This window comes from Thermodesulfitimonas autotrophica, assembly GCF_003815015.1.
In the GTDB taxonomy this organism is placed as follows: domain Bacteria; phylum Bacillota; class Desulfotomaculia; order Desulfotomaculales; family Ammonificaceae; genus Thermodesulfitimonas; species Thermodesulfitimonas autotrophica.
Genome location: NZ_RKRE01000001.1, coordinates 541,470 through 557,198 on the forward strand (window position 1 = coordinate 541,470; position 15,729 = coordinate 557,198).

Annotated in this window: 15 protein-coding genes and 2 tRNA genes; 1 reads left to right on the top strand and 16 read right to left on the bottom strand. The window is 58.3% G+C overall.

Annotated features, from left to right (window positions below):
* Positions 1 to 127: 127 nt before the first annotated feature.
* A complete protein-coding gene (locus EDD75_RS02755) occupies positions 128 to 1,468 on the bottom strand; it encodes a SpoVR family protein (protein WP_123927688.1) in 1,341 nt (446 codons plus the stop codon).
* 313 nt (positions 1,469 to 1,781) lie between these two features.
* Here EDD75_RS02755 and EDD75_RS02760 point away from each other — a divergent pair, with 313 nt between their 5' ends.
* Entirely contained in the window at positions 1,782 to 2,390 is a 609-nt protein-coding gene (locus EDD75_RS02760) for a UbiX family flavin prenyltransferase (protein WP_123927691.1), read from the top strand.
* Here EDD75_RS02760 and mgtE read toward each other — a convergent pair.
* From mgtE to gltX, 15 genes are all read right to left on the bottom strand, one after another.
* Positions 2,365 to 3,723: a magnesium transporter gene (mgtE, locus tag EDD75_RS02765; protein WP_123927694.1), complete on the bottom strand. Its 1,359-nt coding sequence runs from the start codon at positions 3,721 to 3,723 to the stop codon at positions 2,365 to 2,367. The two genes, EDD75_RS02760 and mgtE, sit on opposite strands and share 26 nt — an antisense overlap.
* Before the next feature lie 111 nt (positions 3,724 to 3,834).
* Positions 3,835 to 4,734 (bottom strand): GTPase Era, encoded by a 900-nt coding sequence (gene era / locus EDD75_RS02770; RefSeq protein ID WP_123927697.1) that lies wholly within the window; start codon positions 4,732 to 4,734, stop codon positions 3,835 to 3,837.
* A complete protein-coding gene (cdd, locus tag EDD75_RS02775) occupies positions 4,731 to 5,123 on the bottom strand; it encodes a cytidine deaminase (RefSeq protein WP_123927700.1) in 393 nt (130 codons plus the stop codon). Before cdd ends, era begins: the two co-directional genes overlap by 4 nt.
* Before the next feature lie 4 nt (positions 5,124 to 5,127).
* Complete coding sequence (ybeY, locus tag EDD75_RS02780; protein ID WP_123927703.1) at positions 5,128 to 5,574, bottom strand: rRNA maturation RNase YbeY; 447 nt, start codon at positions 5,572 to 5,574, stop codon at positions 5,128 to 5,130.
* Complete coding sequence (locus EDD75_RS02785; protein ID WP_211328054.1) at positions 5,507 to 7,702, bottom strand: HD family phosphohydrolase; 2,196 nt, start codon at positions 7,700 to 7,702, stop codon at positions 5,507 to 5,509. Before EDD75_RS02785 ends, ybeY begins: the two co-directional genes overlap by 68 nt.
* A 4-nt stretch (positions 7,703 to 7,706) precedes the next feature.
* The gene (locus tag EDD75_RS02790; RefSeq protein ID WP_123927706.1) at positions 7,707 to 8,678 is read right to left on the bottom strand and encodes a PhoH family protein; all 972 of its coding nucleotides are present in this window, start codon (positions 8,676 to 8,678) and stop codon (positions 7,707 to 7,709) included.
* A gap of 20 nt (positions 8,679 to 8,698) precedes the next feature.
* Positions 8,699 to 9,898 (bottom strand): sporulation protein YqfD, encoded by a 1,200-nt coding sequence (yqfD, locus tag EDD75_RS02795; RefSeq protein ID WP_170157677.1) that lies wholly within the window; start codon positions 9,896 to 9,898, stop codon positions 8,699 to 8,701.
* A 138-nt stretch (positions 9,899 to 10,036) separates the two neighbouring features.
* A complete protein-coding gene (gene yqfC / locus EDD75_RS02800) occupies positions 10,037 to 10,318 on the bottom strand; it encodes a sporulation protein YqfC (RefSeq protein WP_123927711.1) in 282 nt (93 codons plus the stop codon).
* A gap of 177 nt (positions 10,319 to 10,495) precedes the next feature.
* Positions 10,496 to 10,681, bottom strand: coding sequence for a 30S ribosomal protein S21 (rpsU, locus tag EDD75_RS02805; protein WP_123927714.1), 186 nt, complete (start codon positions 10,679 to 10,681; stop codon positions 10,496 to 10,498).
* A 53-nt stretch (positions 10,682 to 10,734) separates the two neighbouring features.
* Entirely contained in the window at positions 10,735 to 11,079 is a 345-nt protein-coding gene (locus EDD75_RS02810) for a histidine triad nucleotide-binding protein (protein ID WP_123927717.1), read from the bottom strand.
* 106 nt (positions 11,080 to 11,185) lie between these two features.
* Positions 11,186 to 12,517 (bottom strand): tRNA (N(6)-L-threonylcarbamoyladenosine(37)-C(2))-methylthiotransferase MtaB, encoded by a 1,332-nt coding sequence (mtaB, locus tag EDD75_RS02815; RefSeq protein WP_245963032.1) that lies wholly within the window; start codon positions 12,515 to 12,517, stop codon positions 11,186 to 11,188.
* Between the two features lie 55 nt (positions 12,518 to 12,572).
* Positions 12,573 to 13,313, bottom strand: a complete 741-nt coding sequence (locus EDD75_RS02820) for a 16S rRNA (uracil(1498)-N(3))-methyltransferase (RefSeq protein WP_123927720.1) — start codon at positions 13,311 to 13,313, stop codon at positions 12,573 to 12,575.
* Positions 13,314 to 13,980: 667 nt separating this feature from the next.
* Positions 13,981 to 14,056: transfer RNA gene (locus EDD75_RS02825), tRNA-Glu, on the bottom strand.
* Between the two features lie 6 nt (positions 14,057 to 14,062).
* Positions 14,063 to 14,136: transfer RNA gene (locus EDD75_RS02830), tRNA-Gln, on the bottom strand.
* A 55-nt stretch (positions 14,137 to 14,191) separates the two neighbouring features.
* Positions 14,192 to 15,673, bottom strand: coding sequence for a glutamate--tRNA ligase (gene gltX / locus EDD75_RS02835; protein ID WP_123927723.1), 1,482 nt, complete (start codon positions 15,671 to 15,673; stop codon positions 14,192 to 14,194).
* Between the last annotated feature and the right edge of the window lie 56 nt (positions 15,674 to 15,729).

The window sequence follows — 15,729 nt, forward strand, 5'->3', positions numbered from 1 at the left end:
GCAAGACCCCACGCGGGCAGGCAAGGTCCGCACCGGCAAAAAACGGTGTTTCTTACGGGTGGCCGCCCCGACAGGATAATAACGGCCCCCAAGTCAATACCGGCCCGTTTTTGCCGCGGTACCCTGCTTATTTGCATTCCTTGCTCACCTGGGCACCGCTACAGCAGAAAACGACCGGACGCCCGTCCACAACCGTTTCCAAATGAACCGGACGCCGCCACAGGTGGTAAACGTGGCCCAGAGCCCGCTCGAGATGGTAAAGATCCAGCTCCACGCCTTCATAAACATGTTTTAGGTAAAGTTCACCGCGCCCTTTATAGTTGCCGTCGGCCACCACGATGTACGGGTAGCCGCCGTTGATCAGGGTGCTTAAAAGCGCTTCGCGCACCTGTCCCCAATCCTTACTCACCACCCGCCACTCCTGACCAGCGCGCCGGTAAACGTAAAGGTCTAATGCCGCCACCAACTCTTCCGTGAGATAGTTGCGGATAAAGGAGACGTCATTTTCTATAGTCCGCACCTCGAAGAGTTTTTCTCGTCCCCACCGGCGCTCAATATCCTCCAGGATGCGCAGCCCCACCAAGTAAGGGTTCAAGGTAAAGCTCCCGGGCTGGGTAAGCTGGGCGTGCATCCGGGCAAACTCTAGCGCCTCTGCCTCTTCAAGTTCCAGGGCCCGCATCAGCCGGAGATGCCAGAAGGTGGCCCAGCCCTCGTTCAGAATCTTGGTAGTAAGCTGCGGCCAGAAGTAAAGGGTTTCCTCACGCACGATTTCAATAATGTCTCTTTCCCACGCCTCAAGCGCCTCCGCATTCTGGGCAATAAACCGCAGAAGGTCCTTTTCCGGCCCGGCAGAGGCAAGACAGGCACACCAACGGCCGCCGCCTACCCCTTCCCCACCGTTGCTACCGGACCGGTTCGGGCTTCTCCTCCCTTCCCTTTCCCTTTCGTTACGTGCCGGCGCTGAACGCCTGATAAACAGGTGCGGGTCAATATGCTCCTGAATGGCCACTACCGCGTCAAGAAAACGCTCCACCCGGTCGCGCCCGTAAGCAAGCTCATATTCCCTAATCCGGGCGGCAGATTGCGCCATGATCTCGAGCATCCCCCGGGAAGTGCGACTGAAGTAAACGTTATTTTTAAAAAAGTCACTGTGGGCCAAAACGTGCGCCACCACTAATTTGTTCTGGACCAGCGAATTTCCCGCTAAAAGAAACGCGTAACAGGGGTTGGTGTTAATCACCATTTCGTAGATCCGGTCAAGCCCGTAATCATACTGCGTCTTTATCCGGTAATAGGCCTTGCCGAAGCTCCAGTGGGAGAAGCGTGTCGGCATCCCGTAGGCACCGAAGGTATAAATTACCTCTGCCGGACAGATTTCGTACCGCATCGGGAAGAAATCGAGCCCTGCCGCCCCGGCACAGGCGGTGATCTCGTCGATCACCCGCTCTAAAAGTGTCAGTTCGTCCATTCCCTAACCCCCTTTCTTCCGTTCAGCTTTGAAGGTGGAATCACGGAACTGCAGCCAGCCTATTCAATGGTTATGCCGCAAACCGGCAGAAGATCCCCCCGGTGCCGCAGCCGAAAGCAAGTCCCTGGTAAAAGAGCCCCTGAGGCAAACGCTGTGCCGCTAGGTGACCGCTTTAGGAAGACTTTTACCGCCGCACCGGACGGGCAAAAAACATTCCCGGGAGAAAAACAGTCTTTCTAAGGCTACCCGGTTTCGGCTAAAATCTTCATAAAACGAGTTCGTAGAACGAACGCTACCACGGAGGTACTTTGCAGTGCGGATAATCGTAGGAATCACCGGCGCCTCAGGGGTCATTTACGGTATCAGCCTGCTTGAAGCGCTAAGGCAGCTCGACGTAGAAACCCACCTCATCCTGAGCCAGCAGGCGGAGCGGTTAATTACGGCCGAAACAGCGTACGCCCCCGAAGAGGTGCGGTCGCTTGCGGCCTATGCTTACGCGGCAGAGGATCTGCACGCCCCGGTAGCCAGCGGCTCCTTCCCCTGCCAGGGCATGGTGGTCGCCCCGTGCAGCATGAAGACCCTCGCGGGCATCGCCGGCGGCTACGCGGAAAACCTTATCCAGCGGGCCGCCGACGTAACGCTCAAGGAAGGCCGCCGCCTCATCCTTATGCCGCGGGAATCGCCCTTCAGCGCCGTTCATCTCGAGAATATGCTAAAGTTAGCCCGTCTGGGAGTTATCATTGCGCCGCCCGTGCCCGCTTTTTATACCCGGCCCCAGACCATAAACGACCTCGTCCGCTTCTCCGTCGGGCGGGTGCTGGACCTTTTAGGGATAGAACACCGCCTTTTTCCCCGGTGGGGTGAAGACGGCGCGGCAACAAACCTGAGGCAGGAAGCTAAATTAGATAGCGGTGCAGAATGAACGTGGCCAGCCCGAAGTAGATGAGCATGCTACAGACATCCATTAGGGTCGTGATGAAAGGGCCCGAAGCCAGGGCGGGATCAAAACCAAAGCGGTTAATCACCAGGGGCACCAAGCTGCCGATGATAGCGGCAACAATCATGCTCAGGGCCAAAGAGAGTCCGACGATGAAGCCGAGTACCGTCTGCCCCTGCCAGGCGTAAGCGATACCCGCCAAAACGAGACCGGAAACCAGCCCCACGATAACCGCTACCCGCACCTCACCTAAAATAACGCCCAAGACCGCGCGCGAGTTCACCTCCCCGGTCGCCAACCCGCGGACCACCACCGCCAGCGTCTGCGTAGCCAGGTTGCCTGGACCACCGGCCATTACCGTCATAAAGAAGGCCAGAGCCGTTATGGCGCTCAAAGTCGCGGAAAAATTAGCAATCACGTGGCCGGCCAGAAGCTCCCCGAACATCAGCGCAACCAGCCAGGGCAACCGTTTAGTCGCCCTTTTTACCACCCCGGATTCAAAGTACCGCCCTTCGTACTCTATGTTAGCCAGCCGCAGGATATCCTCAGTTGCCTCTTCCTCTACTACGTCGAGGATGTCGTCTACCGTAACGATGCCCAGGAGCCTGTTGCGGGCGTCAACCACCGGCACGGCCAGGAAGTCGTACTTAGCAACAATCCGGGCTACCTCCTCCTGGTCGGTATTAACATCGACCCGGATTACCTCCGTGCGCATGATGTCGGCCACCCGGGTAGCAGGTGCGGAAAGGATCAATTCCCGTAGCGAAACAACGCCGACCAGCCGGTTTTCTTTATCCACAACATAAACGTAGTAAACGGTTTCGGCATCCGGCGCGGTGGCCCGGAGAATCTCTATCGCCTCCTGGGCGGTTACATCCTCCCGCACGGAGACGAACTCCGTGGTCATGATCCCACCGGCGGTATCGGGACCGTACTCGAGCAATTCCTGGACATCTTCCGCTTCCGCCGCGCCCATTAGGGAGAGGAAGCGTTCCCGTTCTTCCTGGGGCATCTCCCCGAGCAGGTCGGCAGCGTCGTCGGTGGACATTTCGCGCAGGATCGCGGCCGCCCGCCACTCACCGAGTCCTTCGAGCAGTTCCTTGACCTCGGAACGGTCGAGCTGGTAAAGTATCGCGGCAGCCTTTGAAGGCTCGCACATCCGGATAATCTTTATCCGCTGCGCAAGATTCAGCTCCGGCAAAACTTCGGCGAGGTCGGCGTAATGGACCTCGCGCAAGAAGCGGCGGAGCCCTTCTGTTGGGCCCGCGGCCAGGAAACGCTTGATCTTGGTCAGCACATCTGCAGTCGCCGCCGTCATCTTCCTGCGCCCCCCAAAAATAAAAGCCTTCTAACTATCAATTAGGAAGGCTTTGGAGAACCTTATCCTTCATCAATGTAGCAAGTTCCCTGCCGGCTGTCAATTAAAACTCTACTCCGGCGTGTAACCAACCTGACGGAGAAAAGCCTCATTCCGCCGCCAGTTGGGCTTAACCTTCACCCAGAGGTCGAGGTAAACCCTCTGGCCGAAAAGCGCTTCGATCTCTTCCCGCGCTAACTGGCCGATCTTCTTAAGCATCTGTCCTCCCTGCCCGATCAGGATACCCTTATGCGACTCCCTTTCAGCAAAGACCACGGCCCTGATGTAGAGCAGGTCTTTTGTCCGGGGCACCATCTCCTCCACCATCACCGCCACCCCGTGCGGCAGCTCTTCACGCGTGAGCTGGAAGACCTTTTCCCGAATCAACTCGGCAATCACCACGCGTTCTGGCTGGTCGCTGACGGTGCCCGGCGGGTAGTATTGCGGGCCCGGCGGGAGGTTTTCTATAATCACAGTGAGGAGCCGGTCGACATTTTCCCCTGTGAGCGCTGACACCGGAACAATCGCCACAAATTGATGTTTGTGGCGGAGCTCATCGATCAGGGGGAGTAGCTGTTCCTTCCGGATTAGGTCGATCTTGTTAAGGCACGCAATTACCGGCGTCTTAACCTCCCGGAGACGCTCAAGGATGTAGTTATCCCCCGGTCCGAAAGGCCTGTGGGCTTCAAGGATAAAAATGATCAGATCCACTTCCTTCAGGGTCTCAAGTGCCGCCTTCACCATATACTCGCCCAAGAGGTGCCGGGGCTTGTGCACACCCGGCGTATCGACGAAAACCACCTGGGCTTCGGGCAGCGTTAAAATAGAACGGATCTGGTGCCGGGTTGTCTGGGGCTTATCCGAAATGATGGCCACCTTCTGCCCCACCAGGCAGTTCAAAAGCGTTGATTTTCCCACGTTCGGACGGCCGATTAGCGTCACAAAACCAGAACGATGCTCTCTTTCACTCATTTCCCGAAAGCGTGTGGCAAAAGTGCCACCAGTGCCTCCTCCCTGTAGTCTCCGCTGGCTTCTACCACCAGCACCCGCATCTGGGGCCCAAACTCGTAAAGCACCTGCCGGCAGGCCCCGCACGGGTAGCAGAAGCCCTCGCGGTTCCAGGCAACGGCTATCGCGACAAAATCGCGGCAGCCGGCCGTGACCGCCTTAACGGCGGCCACCCGCTCCGCGCAGATGGTAAGCCCGTAAGAGGCGTTTTCCACGTTTGCGCCGGTGAATAGCCTGCCCTCGCGCGTCAAAAGCGCCGCTCCCACCCGGATGCCGGAGTAGGGTGCGTAAGCCTGTTCTCTCGCCGCAAGCGCCGCCGCAACCAGCTCTTGCCGCCACGCCGCGCCAGTCATTCTTTCACCCCAGAAGCCGCAGAATCTCTTCTTCCTGAGCCTTCATCCGGGCGGCCTCCGCCGCCGTTTCATGATCGTACCCGAGCAGGTGAAGGGCGCCGTGCACCACCAGTTGCGCCACTTCCTGATGTAGATCACGCCCCTCCTCAATGGCCCAGCGGGCGGCGGTTTCCAGGGAAATAACCACGTCTCCGAGGAGCAAAACCTCCCGCTCACCCTCCTGCACCGTTTCATTCATAGCGAAGGAGAGGACGTCGGTCGGCTCATCCTTTCCCCGGTAACGGTAGTTCAGCATCTTAATGGCCGCATCATCCACAAAAGTAATCCCGAGTTCCGTCTCCTGCTTGGGGCCAAGGACAGCGAGTACCACTGCCGCCGCCCGCTCAGCCAGCGACGTCAGACTCTCCGGCACCGGGACCTTTTCTTGCTGGTTTTGGACTATCACTGCCACCTGAATCCTCCTTTCCGCCTTCGCGCTCCGGGTACTCGAGCCGGCTGTGGAAAATGCCACTCAACACCTTGGTGAACGCAACGGCAATCATTTCGAGGTCGCGAAAGGTAAGCGCAGATTCGTCAAGCTGCCCGTCGTAGAGCTTCTCTTTGATTATCCGGCGTACCAGCCCCTCCACCTGCCCCGGCGCCGGTTGGCCGAGCGCCCGCACGGCCGCCTCCACCGCGTCCGCCAACATAACAATGGCCGCTTCCCGGGTCTGCGGCTTCGGTCCAGGATAGCGGAAGTCCCGCTCGTTCGGCGGTTTTTTCTGGTCCGCCTCGAGCGCCTTCTGGTAGAAGAAACCCGCGAGACTGGTCCCGTGATGCTGCTCGATTATTTCTACTATTTTTTCCGGTAGCCTGTAGGTACGGGCCAGCTCCACCCCATCTTTCACGTGGCTGGTCACAATGAGGGTGGAGAGCGTCGGCGCCAGTTTATCGTGCGGGTTCTCCTGCCCCATCTGGTTTTCGATAAAGAAAGACGGCCGGCGGAGCTTCCCGATATCGTGGTAGTAAGCCCCCGCCCGGACCGTGAGGATATCCGCTCCGATCGCCTCGGCTGCCGCCTCACCCAGGTTGCCAACGAGGATGCTATGGTGGTAGGTTCCGGGCGCCTCCATGAGTAGCCGCTTGAGGAGCGGCTCCCCGGGATTAGTCAGCTCCAAAAGCTTAACCGGCGAAGTGATACCGGAAAGATAGTCGATGACCGGCAGCGCACCGTTAGTAAGGATCGACGACAGCAACCCGTTAGCCAAGCCAAGCCCAAGGCTCACCGGCAGTAATAGTTGCGGCGGGGTGCCGCTGAACAGCCCTACCGCCACCGCCGCAAAGACCGCAGCGCCGCCCACATAGAGGCCCGCCCGCACAAGATCCCCGCGGCGGCTTAACCGGGAGACGCTCAAAACACCCGTAATACCTGTCAAGAAGCCGCACAGCATGAAGCGGAGCTCATCCCCGGTCATCATCCCGACCAGAATTGCCGTCACGCTCACGGCGAACGCGGCAACCCGCGCATTAAGCAGGATTGCCAGCAGCATCCCGGCGGTGGCTACCGGCACCGCATAGCCAAGCTGGGCGCTAAAACCGGAGGCCTGGCGCACGTTGATGGCCAGGATAAGCTTGGCCACGAGCAGCACCCCGGCAATGACCAGGGCTATAAGATACAGGTAAGACGTTTCCCTGTAAATCTCGCGGTGCTGCTGGTAAAGGTAGTAAAAAAGGCCTAAAACTAACAGCAGAACCGTAAACGCTACACCAACTAGCGCAGCCACGGAAAGGCGGGCTTCGTAAAGCCCGACCGCCTTGAGCTTGGCCAAGTGCTCCGGAGTAACCACCTCTCCCTCACCGATTATTTTTTCCCCCGCCCGGACCATTATCTCAACCGGGGCCACCGCCTCGGCCGCCTCTTGCTGGAGCATTTCGGTGCGCGCGGCATTGTAAAACTTATTCGGCCGGAGGGTATGTTGCACAATCGCCCGCGCCAGAGCCTTCTCGGCAGGCTCCGCCGATAGAAACTCAATCCGTTCTGCGGCCGCCTTCTTCGCAGCAACAAGGTCCTCCTGCCGCACGCCGTCCGCCATAACCTGCTGAATAATCCCGCCGAGTTCCCTTCCCAACCGGTCCAGCTTCGCTGGCGGCGTCCTGACCAGCGCCTTTATCACCCCGTCCGCTAGCGGGAACGGCAGGGCCTCTCTGAGCGCCGCCTCTTTCGCCTGCACGTCCGCGCTCTGGTCGCCGGCCACCCGGGCTACCGCTTTGATGATCTCGCCTGTTTCCGTTATAATCGAGTCGACAACCCTGGGGTCCAGGTCGTACATCCGCGGGACCCTGCTCGCCGCTTCCCGCCGCAGCTCTTCGGTCCGCACTTTATCTTCAAAAACCACCGTGCGGGGCGCCTTTATCGTTCGCGGGGCCACCTGCCCCACTTTCAGATTAACCCGCTCCGGGTAAAACCGAAAAGAAAGCAGCAGCGTGGCCGCAAGAAATAAAAACAGGGCCGCTCCCGCCCGTCGAACCCGAGGATTTTGCAACGTTTGTTTCAGCGAAGCGAAAAAGACGCCGGCCATATCGGCCGAGCGGTGTAGCACGCTTTCACTCCTTACGCAACTTTTCCTCTGCCGCTTCGTAAGCTTTGATTATCTCCATCACTAGCGGGTGTCTGATAGTATCCGCACCCGTCAGATATTGAAAAGAAATCCCTTCGATCCCTTTTAAAATCTCCTGGGCAACCATGAGCCCCGACTCCTGGCCCCGCGGCAGGTCTGTCTGGGTCACGTCACCCGTTATCACCGCTTTCGAACCGAATCCGAGACGGGTCAAAAACATCTTCATCTGCTCGGGGGTGGTATTCTGCGCCTCATCGAGGATGATAAAGGCGTCTTCAAGCGTCCTCCCCCGCATATAGGCAAGCGGTGCAATCTCGATCACCCGTCGTTCAAGGTAACGCTCCGTATTCTCCAGTCCCAAGACATCGTAAAGGCTATCGTAAAGGGGCCGCAAATACGGATCCACCTTTTCCTCTAGACCACCGGGCAAAAACCCGAGCCTCTCTCCCGCCTCCACCGCTGGCCGGGTCAGGATAATCCTACTGATCTTCTTTTGGCGGAGCCAGATAACGGCCATCACCACCGCCAGGTAGGTCTTCCCTGTGCCGGCCGGGCCGATGGCAAAAGTGATGTCGTAGCGTTGGATCGCTTCCACATAGCGCCGCTGGCCCGGCGTCTTCGGCCGCACCTGCTTGCCCCGCGGCGTAGTAAGCAGAACCCCTAGTGTGACGTGATCTTCCCCCGCCGTTCTGTCGCCTCGTTTGACGGCCTCAATCGCCCGGACGACGTCCTGCGTGCTTATCTCGCCCTGGGTGCGGTAGTTTTCCTTCAGGCGCTGGACCAGTGCCTCTCCAGCCGCCACCTGCGCCGGCGCGCCAATCAGGGCAAATTCCCCTTCGCGGAGCACCATTTTTACCCCGATGGCCTTTTCGATCGCTTTCAGGTGCTCGTCAAAACGCCCTAAAATTTCCTTGGCTACCCGGTTTTCAACCGGAACCCTGACTTCAACTTCCTCCAAGGTACTCTTTTAATCCCCTTTCACGGTCGCTTAAATTCCTGCAGCTGTCCTATATCCTCTAAAACCTCAACCTTAAGCCTGATCCGGACAGTTTCCCGCCGCCCGGAGGGAACCACCGCGTACTTTTTGCTGAGGATCCGCCCCTCAGCCGGGAGGGACGGGCGCAGCGCATCCCACGCCCGCTTTTCCGCAAGCCGCAGCGCTTCAGTTTTGGTGCGCCTAATCTCGTAAGGAACAAGCTCAGTAAACTCCTTATTTATAAGTTCCACAGGAGCACCGAAATTCCTCCATTTTAAAGGCCTTTTTGCCGTTACCCTAACCCGGTAACGCGCGTAAGGAACCCTTTCCGGCCCTTGAATCTTAAACTCCCGGCCCGCGATCCGCATCACCCGCACGGTAACGCTCCGTCCAACGCGCTCCCCGCGCTCTACGAGGAAGGCCTCGCCGTAACCCTCGTACCAAACTCGCGCTCGCACAATCCCCTTCGCGCGGGTGTAGCGCAGCCGGCCGGGCACAATGCCGCTCTCCCCGCCACCCGGAACCACCTCCCCGGAAATCAGCACCTGGCCGGCCAAAACCGTATCCCCCTCTTTGACCAGGGGCTGTCCCTCAAGCACCAGAAGCTCTTTGATTAATCCGGCCTTTCGCGCCACAATATGTGCCGGACTGCTGGGAACCGGTGCCGGCAGCCTCTTTTCGGCAATCCTGACCGTGGCCTTTCCCCCTCTAACCTCTACTCCCACCCAGGCAATCGTCGGGAACTGCTCCTTTAAATGCTGCTCGACATCCTTTTCGTTTACCCGCCAGCGGGCTACGCCAGGCTTGAGCCCAGCCGCCGTGGCTGCGCGCCGGACAGCTGCCGGATCAATCTTGCGGGTGCCGCTCACCTCTACCGCCCAGATAAAGGAAAAGAAGAGATAAAGGGCCGCTAAAAAGAAAAGCGCGCCGCCACAGAGTGCCTTCCGCCGCCGCACTCGCCACAACCAGAAGAAGAGACCCCTCTTCTCCCTGATACTAAAGCGGCTATCTGTACGCCGCGCAATGTGGCGGAGCGCCCCTACCGCGCCCACGCGCACCCGTAAAAGCATCCGGTTGCTGCCGAGGGAGGTCACGTCCCATAGCTTAATCCCGCGGCTCACGGCCATATTGATAAAGCGCTCTAATGATCTGCCCTCGACAAGAAGCGTTACGTACCCCCTCAGGTACCGCAACAGGCGCAAGCTTAACCTCCTCTGCTGCAATTTTAACCGCCAGCCAATCCCGCCCGACCCAGAGCAAAACTCCTTCGAAAATGCGTTCTTCCGTGAAGCGCGCCGATGAGCTTTGCCCCTAACAACAAAGAGGCGTCCTGAACCCGGTTAGAGAAACCTTACCGCACAGATTTCTCCCTCCACAATCACCTCGTCCGGAAGAATGCTCCGTAAAACAAGGTCCCGGCCGGAAACGGCCACCTCCCCCGCTTCGACCAGCAACCGGACACACTCCCGGTCGTAGGCCACAATGCCGCGGTGGTTTTCGACAATGACCTGGATCCTGCCGGTCACGATTACCTTGGGCAGGTTGAGGGCAACCTCGCCGGGCAGCTCTAACATCGCCGCCGCCTTGCGCTTAAACTGTTCCCCCATTTTAGGCCAGCGCATCCCAAGCCCCCCAAAACTTCACCTGCTTTGAGATACCCTCTTCCCCCGGTAGAATCTCTATGCCGCAGCAAAGCCAAAAAGAGCCCCGTAAAGGGAGGAGGGCGAAGAAAACTAAAAAGTTGCCTTATAAAGGCAACTTTTCTGGTCGTAACTATAGCGGGTAAAAAGGGGAAGGAATTACCTGAAGGAGCGCCGCTGCCGTCTGCGGGCCGCTTCCGACTTCTTCTTCCGCCGCACACTCCGGCTTTCATAATGCTCGTGGCGGCGTGCATCGGCCAGGATACCGGCACGCTGGCACGTACGCTTAAACCGCTTCAGAGCGCTATCCAGAGTCTCGTTTTTGCCCACTCTAACTTCCGCCATGCCTCATCCCTCCCTCCGCCGATATTTTGAAAAGCGGAGGTTCCAGATACCGCTTAACCCGGAGGCCACAAAAGCGGCCGCCCGGCAATAAGATGGTAATGCAGGTGAAAGATAAGCTGTCCTCCGCCACGCTGGCAGTTGGCTACCAAGCGAAAGCCCTTTTCCGTAAGGCCCAGTTCTTGGGCTACCTGGACCGCCGCCCGGTGCAGCTTTCCAATCAGAGCCTCATCGCCCGGTTCCATGGCGAAAAAGGTGCTGATATGCTTTTTGGGAATAAAGAGAATATGTATCGGGGCTACAGGGTTGATATCTTTAAAGGCCAAAATCGCATCATCTTCGTAAACGATGGTGGCCGGAACTTCTTTCCGCACGATCCGGCAAAAAAGACACTCTTCCACACCCTACACCTCCAGCCTTAATTATTCCACGCCTGCGTCGGAAATCCTGCCGAAAATCCTAAATTCCCCTGGCAAAAAGATTCTTCTTTCATTCAACAGTACAATTTTAAGAATATTCTGTCAATAGCTCCCCGCACAGAAGCTTTCCCTTAACTTCGCGAACCCGCACCGGTACGATTAACCCCCGGAGATCTCCGCCCGCCGTAAAAGCCACCGGGAGGTAATGCTCACTCAACCCTTCCCAAAACCCAGCCTCGTTCTTCCCTTCGACAAGCACATTTACCGTGCGACCAGAGAAGCGCGCGGCAAAGGTGTGGCTAAGCGCCGCACCTACCTCTAAAAGAACCCCCAAACGCTTTTCCTTTACCGGTCCCGGAACCTGGTCCGCGAAGGTCGCCGCCGGGGTACCGGGACGAGGGGAAAACTTGAACACGTGTAACCCGGCAAAACCAATCTGCCGGACGAAAGCCACGCTTCTGGCAAACGCCGCATCCGTTTCGCCCGGGAAGCCCACCATAACATCGGTGGTGATAGCGATTTCAGGGACCTTCGCGCGCAAAAAGTGAACCGTCTCCGCGTACGCCGCAGTGGTATACCGGCGGCCCATTCGCCGCAACACCCCATCATCGCCGCTCTGCAGGGGAATGTGGAGGTGCGGGCAGAAGCGGGAATCGCGCGCTATCAGCGCGACCAACTCCGGAGTAACCTCCGTCGGCTCAAGCGAACTCAGCCGCAGCCGCTCGATTCCCGGCAATTCCAGCACCCGCGCAACGAGTTCCGCCAGGGTTACGGGCGGCTGCAAGTCGCAGCCGTAAAGGCCGATGTGGATACCGGTCAGGACAACTTCTTTGAACCCGGCCGCTAGCAGCCGCCTGGCCTCCGCCAAAACGGCCTCCGGCTTCCGGCTGCGTAGCGGGCCACGGGCGTACGGTACCAGACAGAAGGTACAGAAATCCCTGCAGCCCTCCTGAATTTTTAAGTAGGCGCGGGTCCGGGTGGTAAATAAGGCCGGGAGTTCCTCAAATTTGCACCCGGCGGGAAATTCCCGCACCGCCACCACCTGCCGCCCCGTGCGCATCGCCTCTTCCACCAAGTCAACCAATCCTTCTCTCCCGAAGGTCCCCACTACCACGTCGACCCCGGGAATCCCGGCCACCGCCTCCGGATTTACCTGGGCGTAGCAGCCCGTTACCACGACCACCGCCTCCGGATTGCGCCGGATGGCGCGCCTGATGGCCTGACGTGACTTCTGGTCGGCGGTTCCGGTTACCGTACAGGTATTAATTACGTAAACGTCGGCGATGCTTTCAAAATCCTCAACTATCCTGTACCCCCGCCGGGCAAAAAGAGAAGCTAACGCCGCCGTCTCGTACTGGTTAACCTTGCAGCCTAAAGTATAAAAGGCCACCGCTTTCATTTTGGCCCCGCTCCGTCGCAAACCCCATTCCCTGCCTCCCGGACGAACGACATAGAAAACGGCCGGGCTCAAGGCCCTATGCCAGTTCGCCCAGCGAATAGAGCACCAAAGCCAGCACGACCATCCCCGCCGTTTCCGTCCGGAGGATGCGGCGCCCCAGGCTCACGGTGCAAAAACCGCAGGCCTTAGCCGCCTCAACCTCGGCGCGGCTGAAGCCGCCTTCCGGTCCGATAAAAAGGGTGACTGCTGCCGGGTCCTTCCCTTGCAATGCGGAACGCAAAGAAAACCTTTCTTCTCCCTCCCAGGGCATGAGCCGCAGGGAATCACCGGGGGCGGCAACCGCTAACGCCTCCTCAAAAGCGCAGACCGCGCCGACAACGGGAACCGCACTCCGGCCACATTGCCGGGCCGCTTCCCGCGCTACTTTCTGCCACCGTTCCTGCTTCTTGGCCGCCCGGTCGCCATCAAGATGCACCACCACCCGCTCGGTCAGGACGGGAATAATACGCGCTACACCGAGTTCCGTAGCTTTCTGGACCACCAAGTCCATCTTATCGCCCTTGGGAATCGCTTGCAGGAGAGTGACTTTGACTCGCGGCTCGGTATCGTCCACGACCGCTCGCGAAAGAGATAACACGACTTCCCCGCCATTTATCTTCCGGATGAAAGCTTCGTAAACCCGCCCTTTTCCATCAAAGACCGTAACCCCGTCACCGGTGCCAAGCCGCAAAACCCGGGTCAGGTACTTCACGTCACTGCCCCGAACCACAACCTCTTTTTCTATCCATTGCTCCGCCGGAACAAAAAGCCTGGGCAAAACGATCCCTATCCTGCTTTAATTTACGCTAAAAGTATACCATAAAAGACGTTCAAACCGCCAAAACAGAAAATGTCCGGCATTAACCGGACACCTGCAGGCACTTCGCCCGCTTTCTCCCGTTTCTTACGTTTCGCGTCCGCCGGACGATTTTTCTTCTTCTCCCGACCTGTTACCTGACCCTACACCACCCTTATTTCTCTCAAGCTCCTCTACAGCACCAGGAACTACAGCCGGCACATCCTTGAGATTATGCTGGCAATAAGGACAGTACCAGTCTCCAATGTCGGCCGCACTGTAAGACCACTGGTTACAATGCGGACATTTCTTGGCAAACATTTTCCCACCGCCTAAAGATTACCATAAGAGATTATTACTCTTTCTGCCGCTTTAAAGCACTATTTCACTTTAACAGTTATATTTTCCTGCCAAAAGGAGTTCCTGTCAAGAAAAAATTGCCAAAACAGACCGGCAGGCAATACGAGAATTAATCGGATAGGGGTGACGCGCGAAACCAGACAGGCCTAAGGAGATCAACCACCCACGACTCAGAATAAGGGTGTTAGTTCAGGGGCTAAGCTGCCCGGAGAAAAACGCGGCCTTCGAGGCCACCCCACCTTAAACTGTGCACGGTGCCTGAAGGCGTCAGCAACAGTTCGGATATAATTGGTAGCGCTAACGGGATTCGAACCCGTGTCTCCGCCTTGAGAGGGCGGTGTCCTGGGCCCCTAGACGATAGCGCCCCGTATTGGCTGCGGGACCAGGATTCGAACCTAGACTACATGGTCCAGAGCCATGCGTGCTACCGTTACACCATCCCGCAACTGCGATTGATATTATAATATAAGCTTCTCCACTTGACAAGGGGTCGCAAACTATTATTCAGGTTTAATATTTGCCTCGATCCAGGAAGCGGCACGCTCCAGCCGCTCAAGACAACGCTCCTTCCCCAAAAGGGCGATGATATCAAAAAGGCCGGGACCCACCGTCCGTCCCGTCAGGGCAAGCCGTGTCGGGTGGATAAGCGCCCCACCGCTGATCCCCTCCGCCTCGATTAGACGGCGGTAAGCCGCCTCCGTTTCGGCCACCCCGAAAACTGCTACCCCGGCCAGGGCTTCCCTCCCCTTGCGGAGTAAGGCAGCCACACCGGGCGCCGTGAAGAATTTCTTCACGCCCTTCGGATCGTAACCGAAATCGTCGCGGAAGAAGTATGCCGCCATGTCCGCAAGTTCAAGTAGGGTGCGCGCCCGCGACCGGACTGTTTCGAGGACCTTGCGGACGTAATCCTCCTGCTGCGGGTCCAGAACCGCACCGATGAGTCCCGCCGCGCGCATGAAGGGCAAGGCCAGTTCTACCAGGCGTTCGAGCGGTACGCTGTTGATATACTGGCTATTGAGCCAGGTTAACTTTTGAACGTCGTAGATGGCGGCGTGCTTGGAAACCGCAGCGAGGGAAAACTCCCGGATGATCTCTTCCCGGCTCAATATCTCCCGCTCGTCGCCCGGCGACCACCCTAAGAGGGCCAGGTAGTTGAAGAGCGCCTCCGGCAGGTAGCCCTGGCTCCGGAACTCTTCAACACCTGTCGCCCCGTGGCGCTTGGAAAGTTTCGAACGGTCGGGCGCCAAAATCATCGGCACGTGAGCAAAAGCAGGCAGGGGATAGCCGAGAGCCCGGTAAACTAAGATCTGTTTCGGTGTGTTAGAAAGGTGCTCCTCCGCCCGGATTACGTGGGTAACGCCCATCGTGACGTCGTCTACCACACAAGCGAAGTTGTACGTAGGAACCCCGTTTGACTTCATAATAATAAAATCATCAAGCGTCGCGTTTTCAAAAACCACCGTCCCGCGGATCAGGTCCTCAACGACCGTCTGGCCGTCCGGCGGCACCCTAAGCCGTACAGCCGGTTTCCGCCCCTGGGCTTCTTTCGCCGCCCGCTCCGCTGGGGTAAGTTCCCGGCACCGGCCACTGTAGCGTGGGACTCTCCCGGCCTTACGCGCTTCCTCCCGTTCGGCCGCCAGCTCCTCCGGCGTGCAGTAACAGAAGTAGGCCGCACCCGAAGCAACCAGCCGCTCCGCCTCCCGCCGGTAAAGCGCCAGCCGCTCCGACTGCCGGTACGGCCCGGCGGGACCGCCCTTATCCGGTCCTTCATCCCAGTCAAGCCCGAGCCAGCGCAGGCTCTCGATGATCCCCTGCGCCGCGCCCTCAATATGCCGCTCAAAATCCGTATCTTCCAGCCGCAAGATAAACTTCCCGCCGTTGGCACGGGCGAAAAGGTAATTAAAAAGGGCCGTTCGCGCCCCGCCGATATGGAGGCTTCCCGTTGGACTCGGCGCAAACCGCACCCTGACACCTGATAGCAAGACTCGCTTACACCTCCTGAAATAGCTTGGCCGAAAAGATTAACCGGCTGCCGCCA

Excerpts from the sequence above, each read along its gene's own strand:
- EDD75_RS02755 (WP_123927688.1), bottom strand. The coding sequence starts at position 1,468 with ATGGACGAACTGACACTTTTAGAGCGGGTGATCGACGAGATCACCGCC.
- mgtE (WP_123927694.1), bottom strand. The coding sequence starts at position 3,723 with ATGACGGCGGCGACTGCAGATGTGCTGACCAAGATCAAGCGTTTCCTG.
- era (WP_123927697.1), bottom strand. The coding sequence starts at position 4,734 with ATGAGTGAAAGAGAGCATCGTTCTGGTTTTGTGACGCTAATCGGCCGT.
- cdd (WP_123927700.1), bottom strand. The coding sequence starts at position 5,123 with ATGACTGGCGCGGCGTGGCGGCAAGAGCTGGTTGCGGCGGCGCTTGCG.
- yqfC (WP_123927711.1), bottom strand. The coding sequence starts at position 10,318 with ATGCGCTGGCCTAAAATGGGGGAACAGTTTAAGCGCAAGGCGGCGGCG.
- rpsU (WP_123927714.1), bottom strand. The coding sequence starts at position 10,681 with ATGGCGGAAGTTAGAGTGGGCAAAAACGAGACTCTGGATAGCGCTCTG.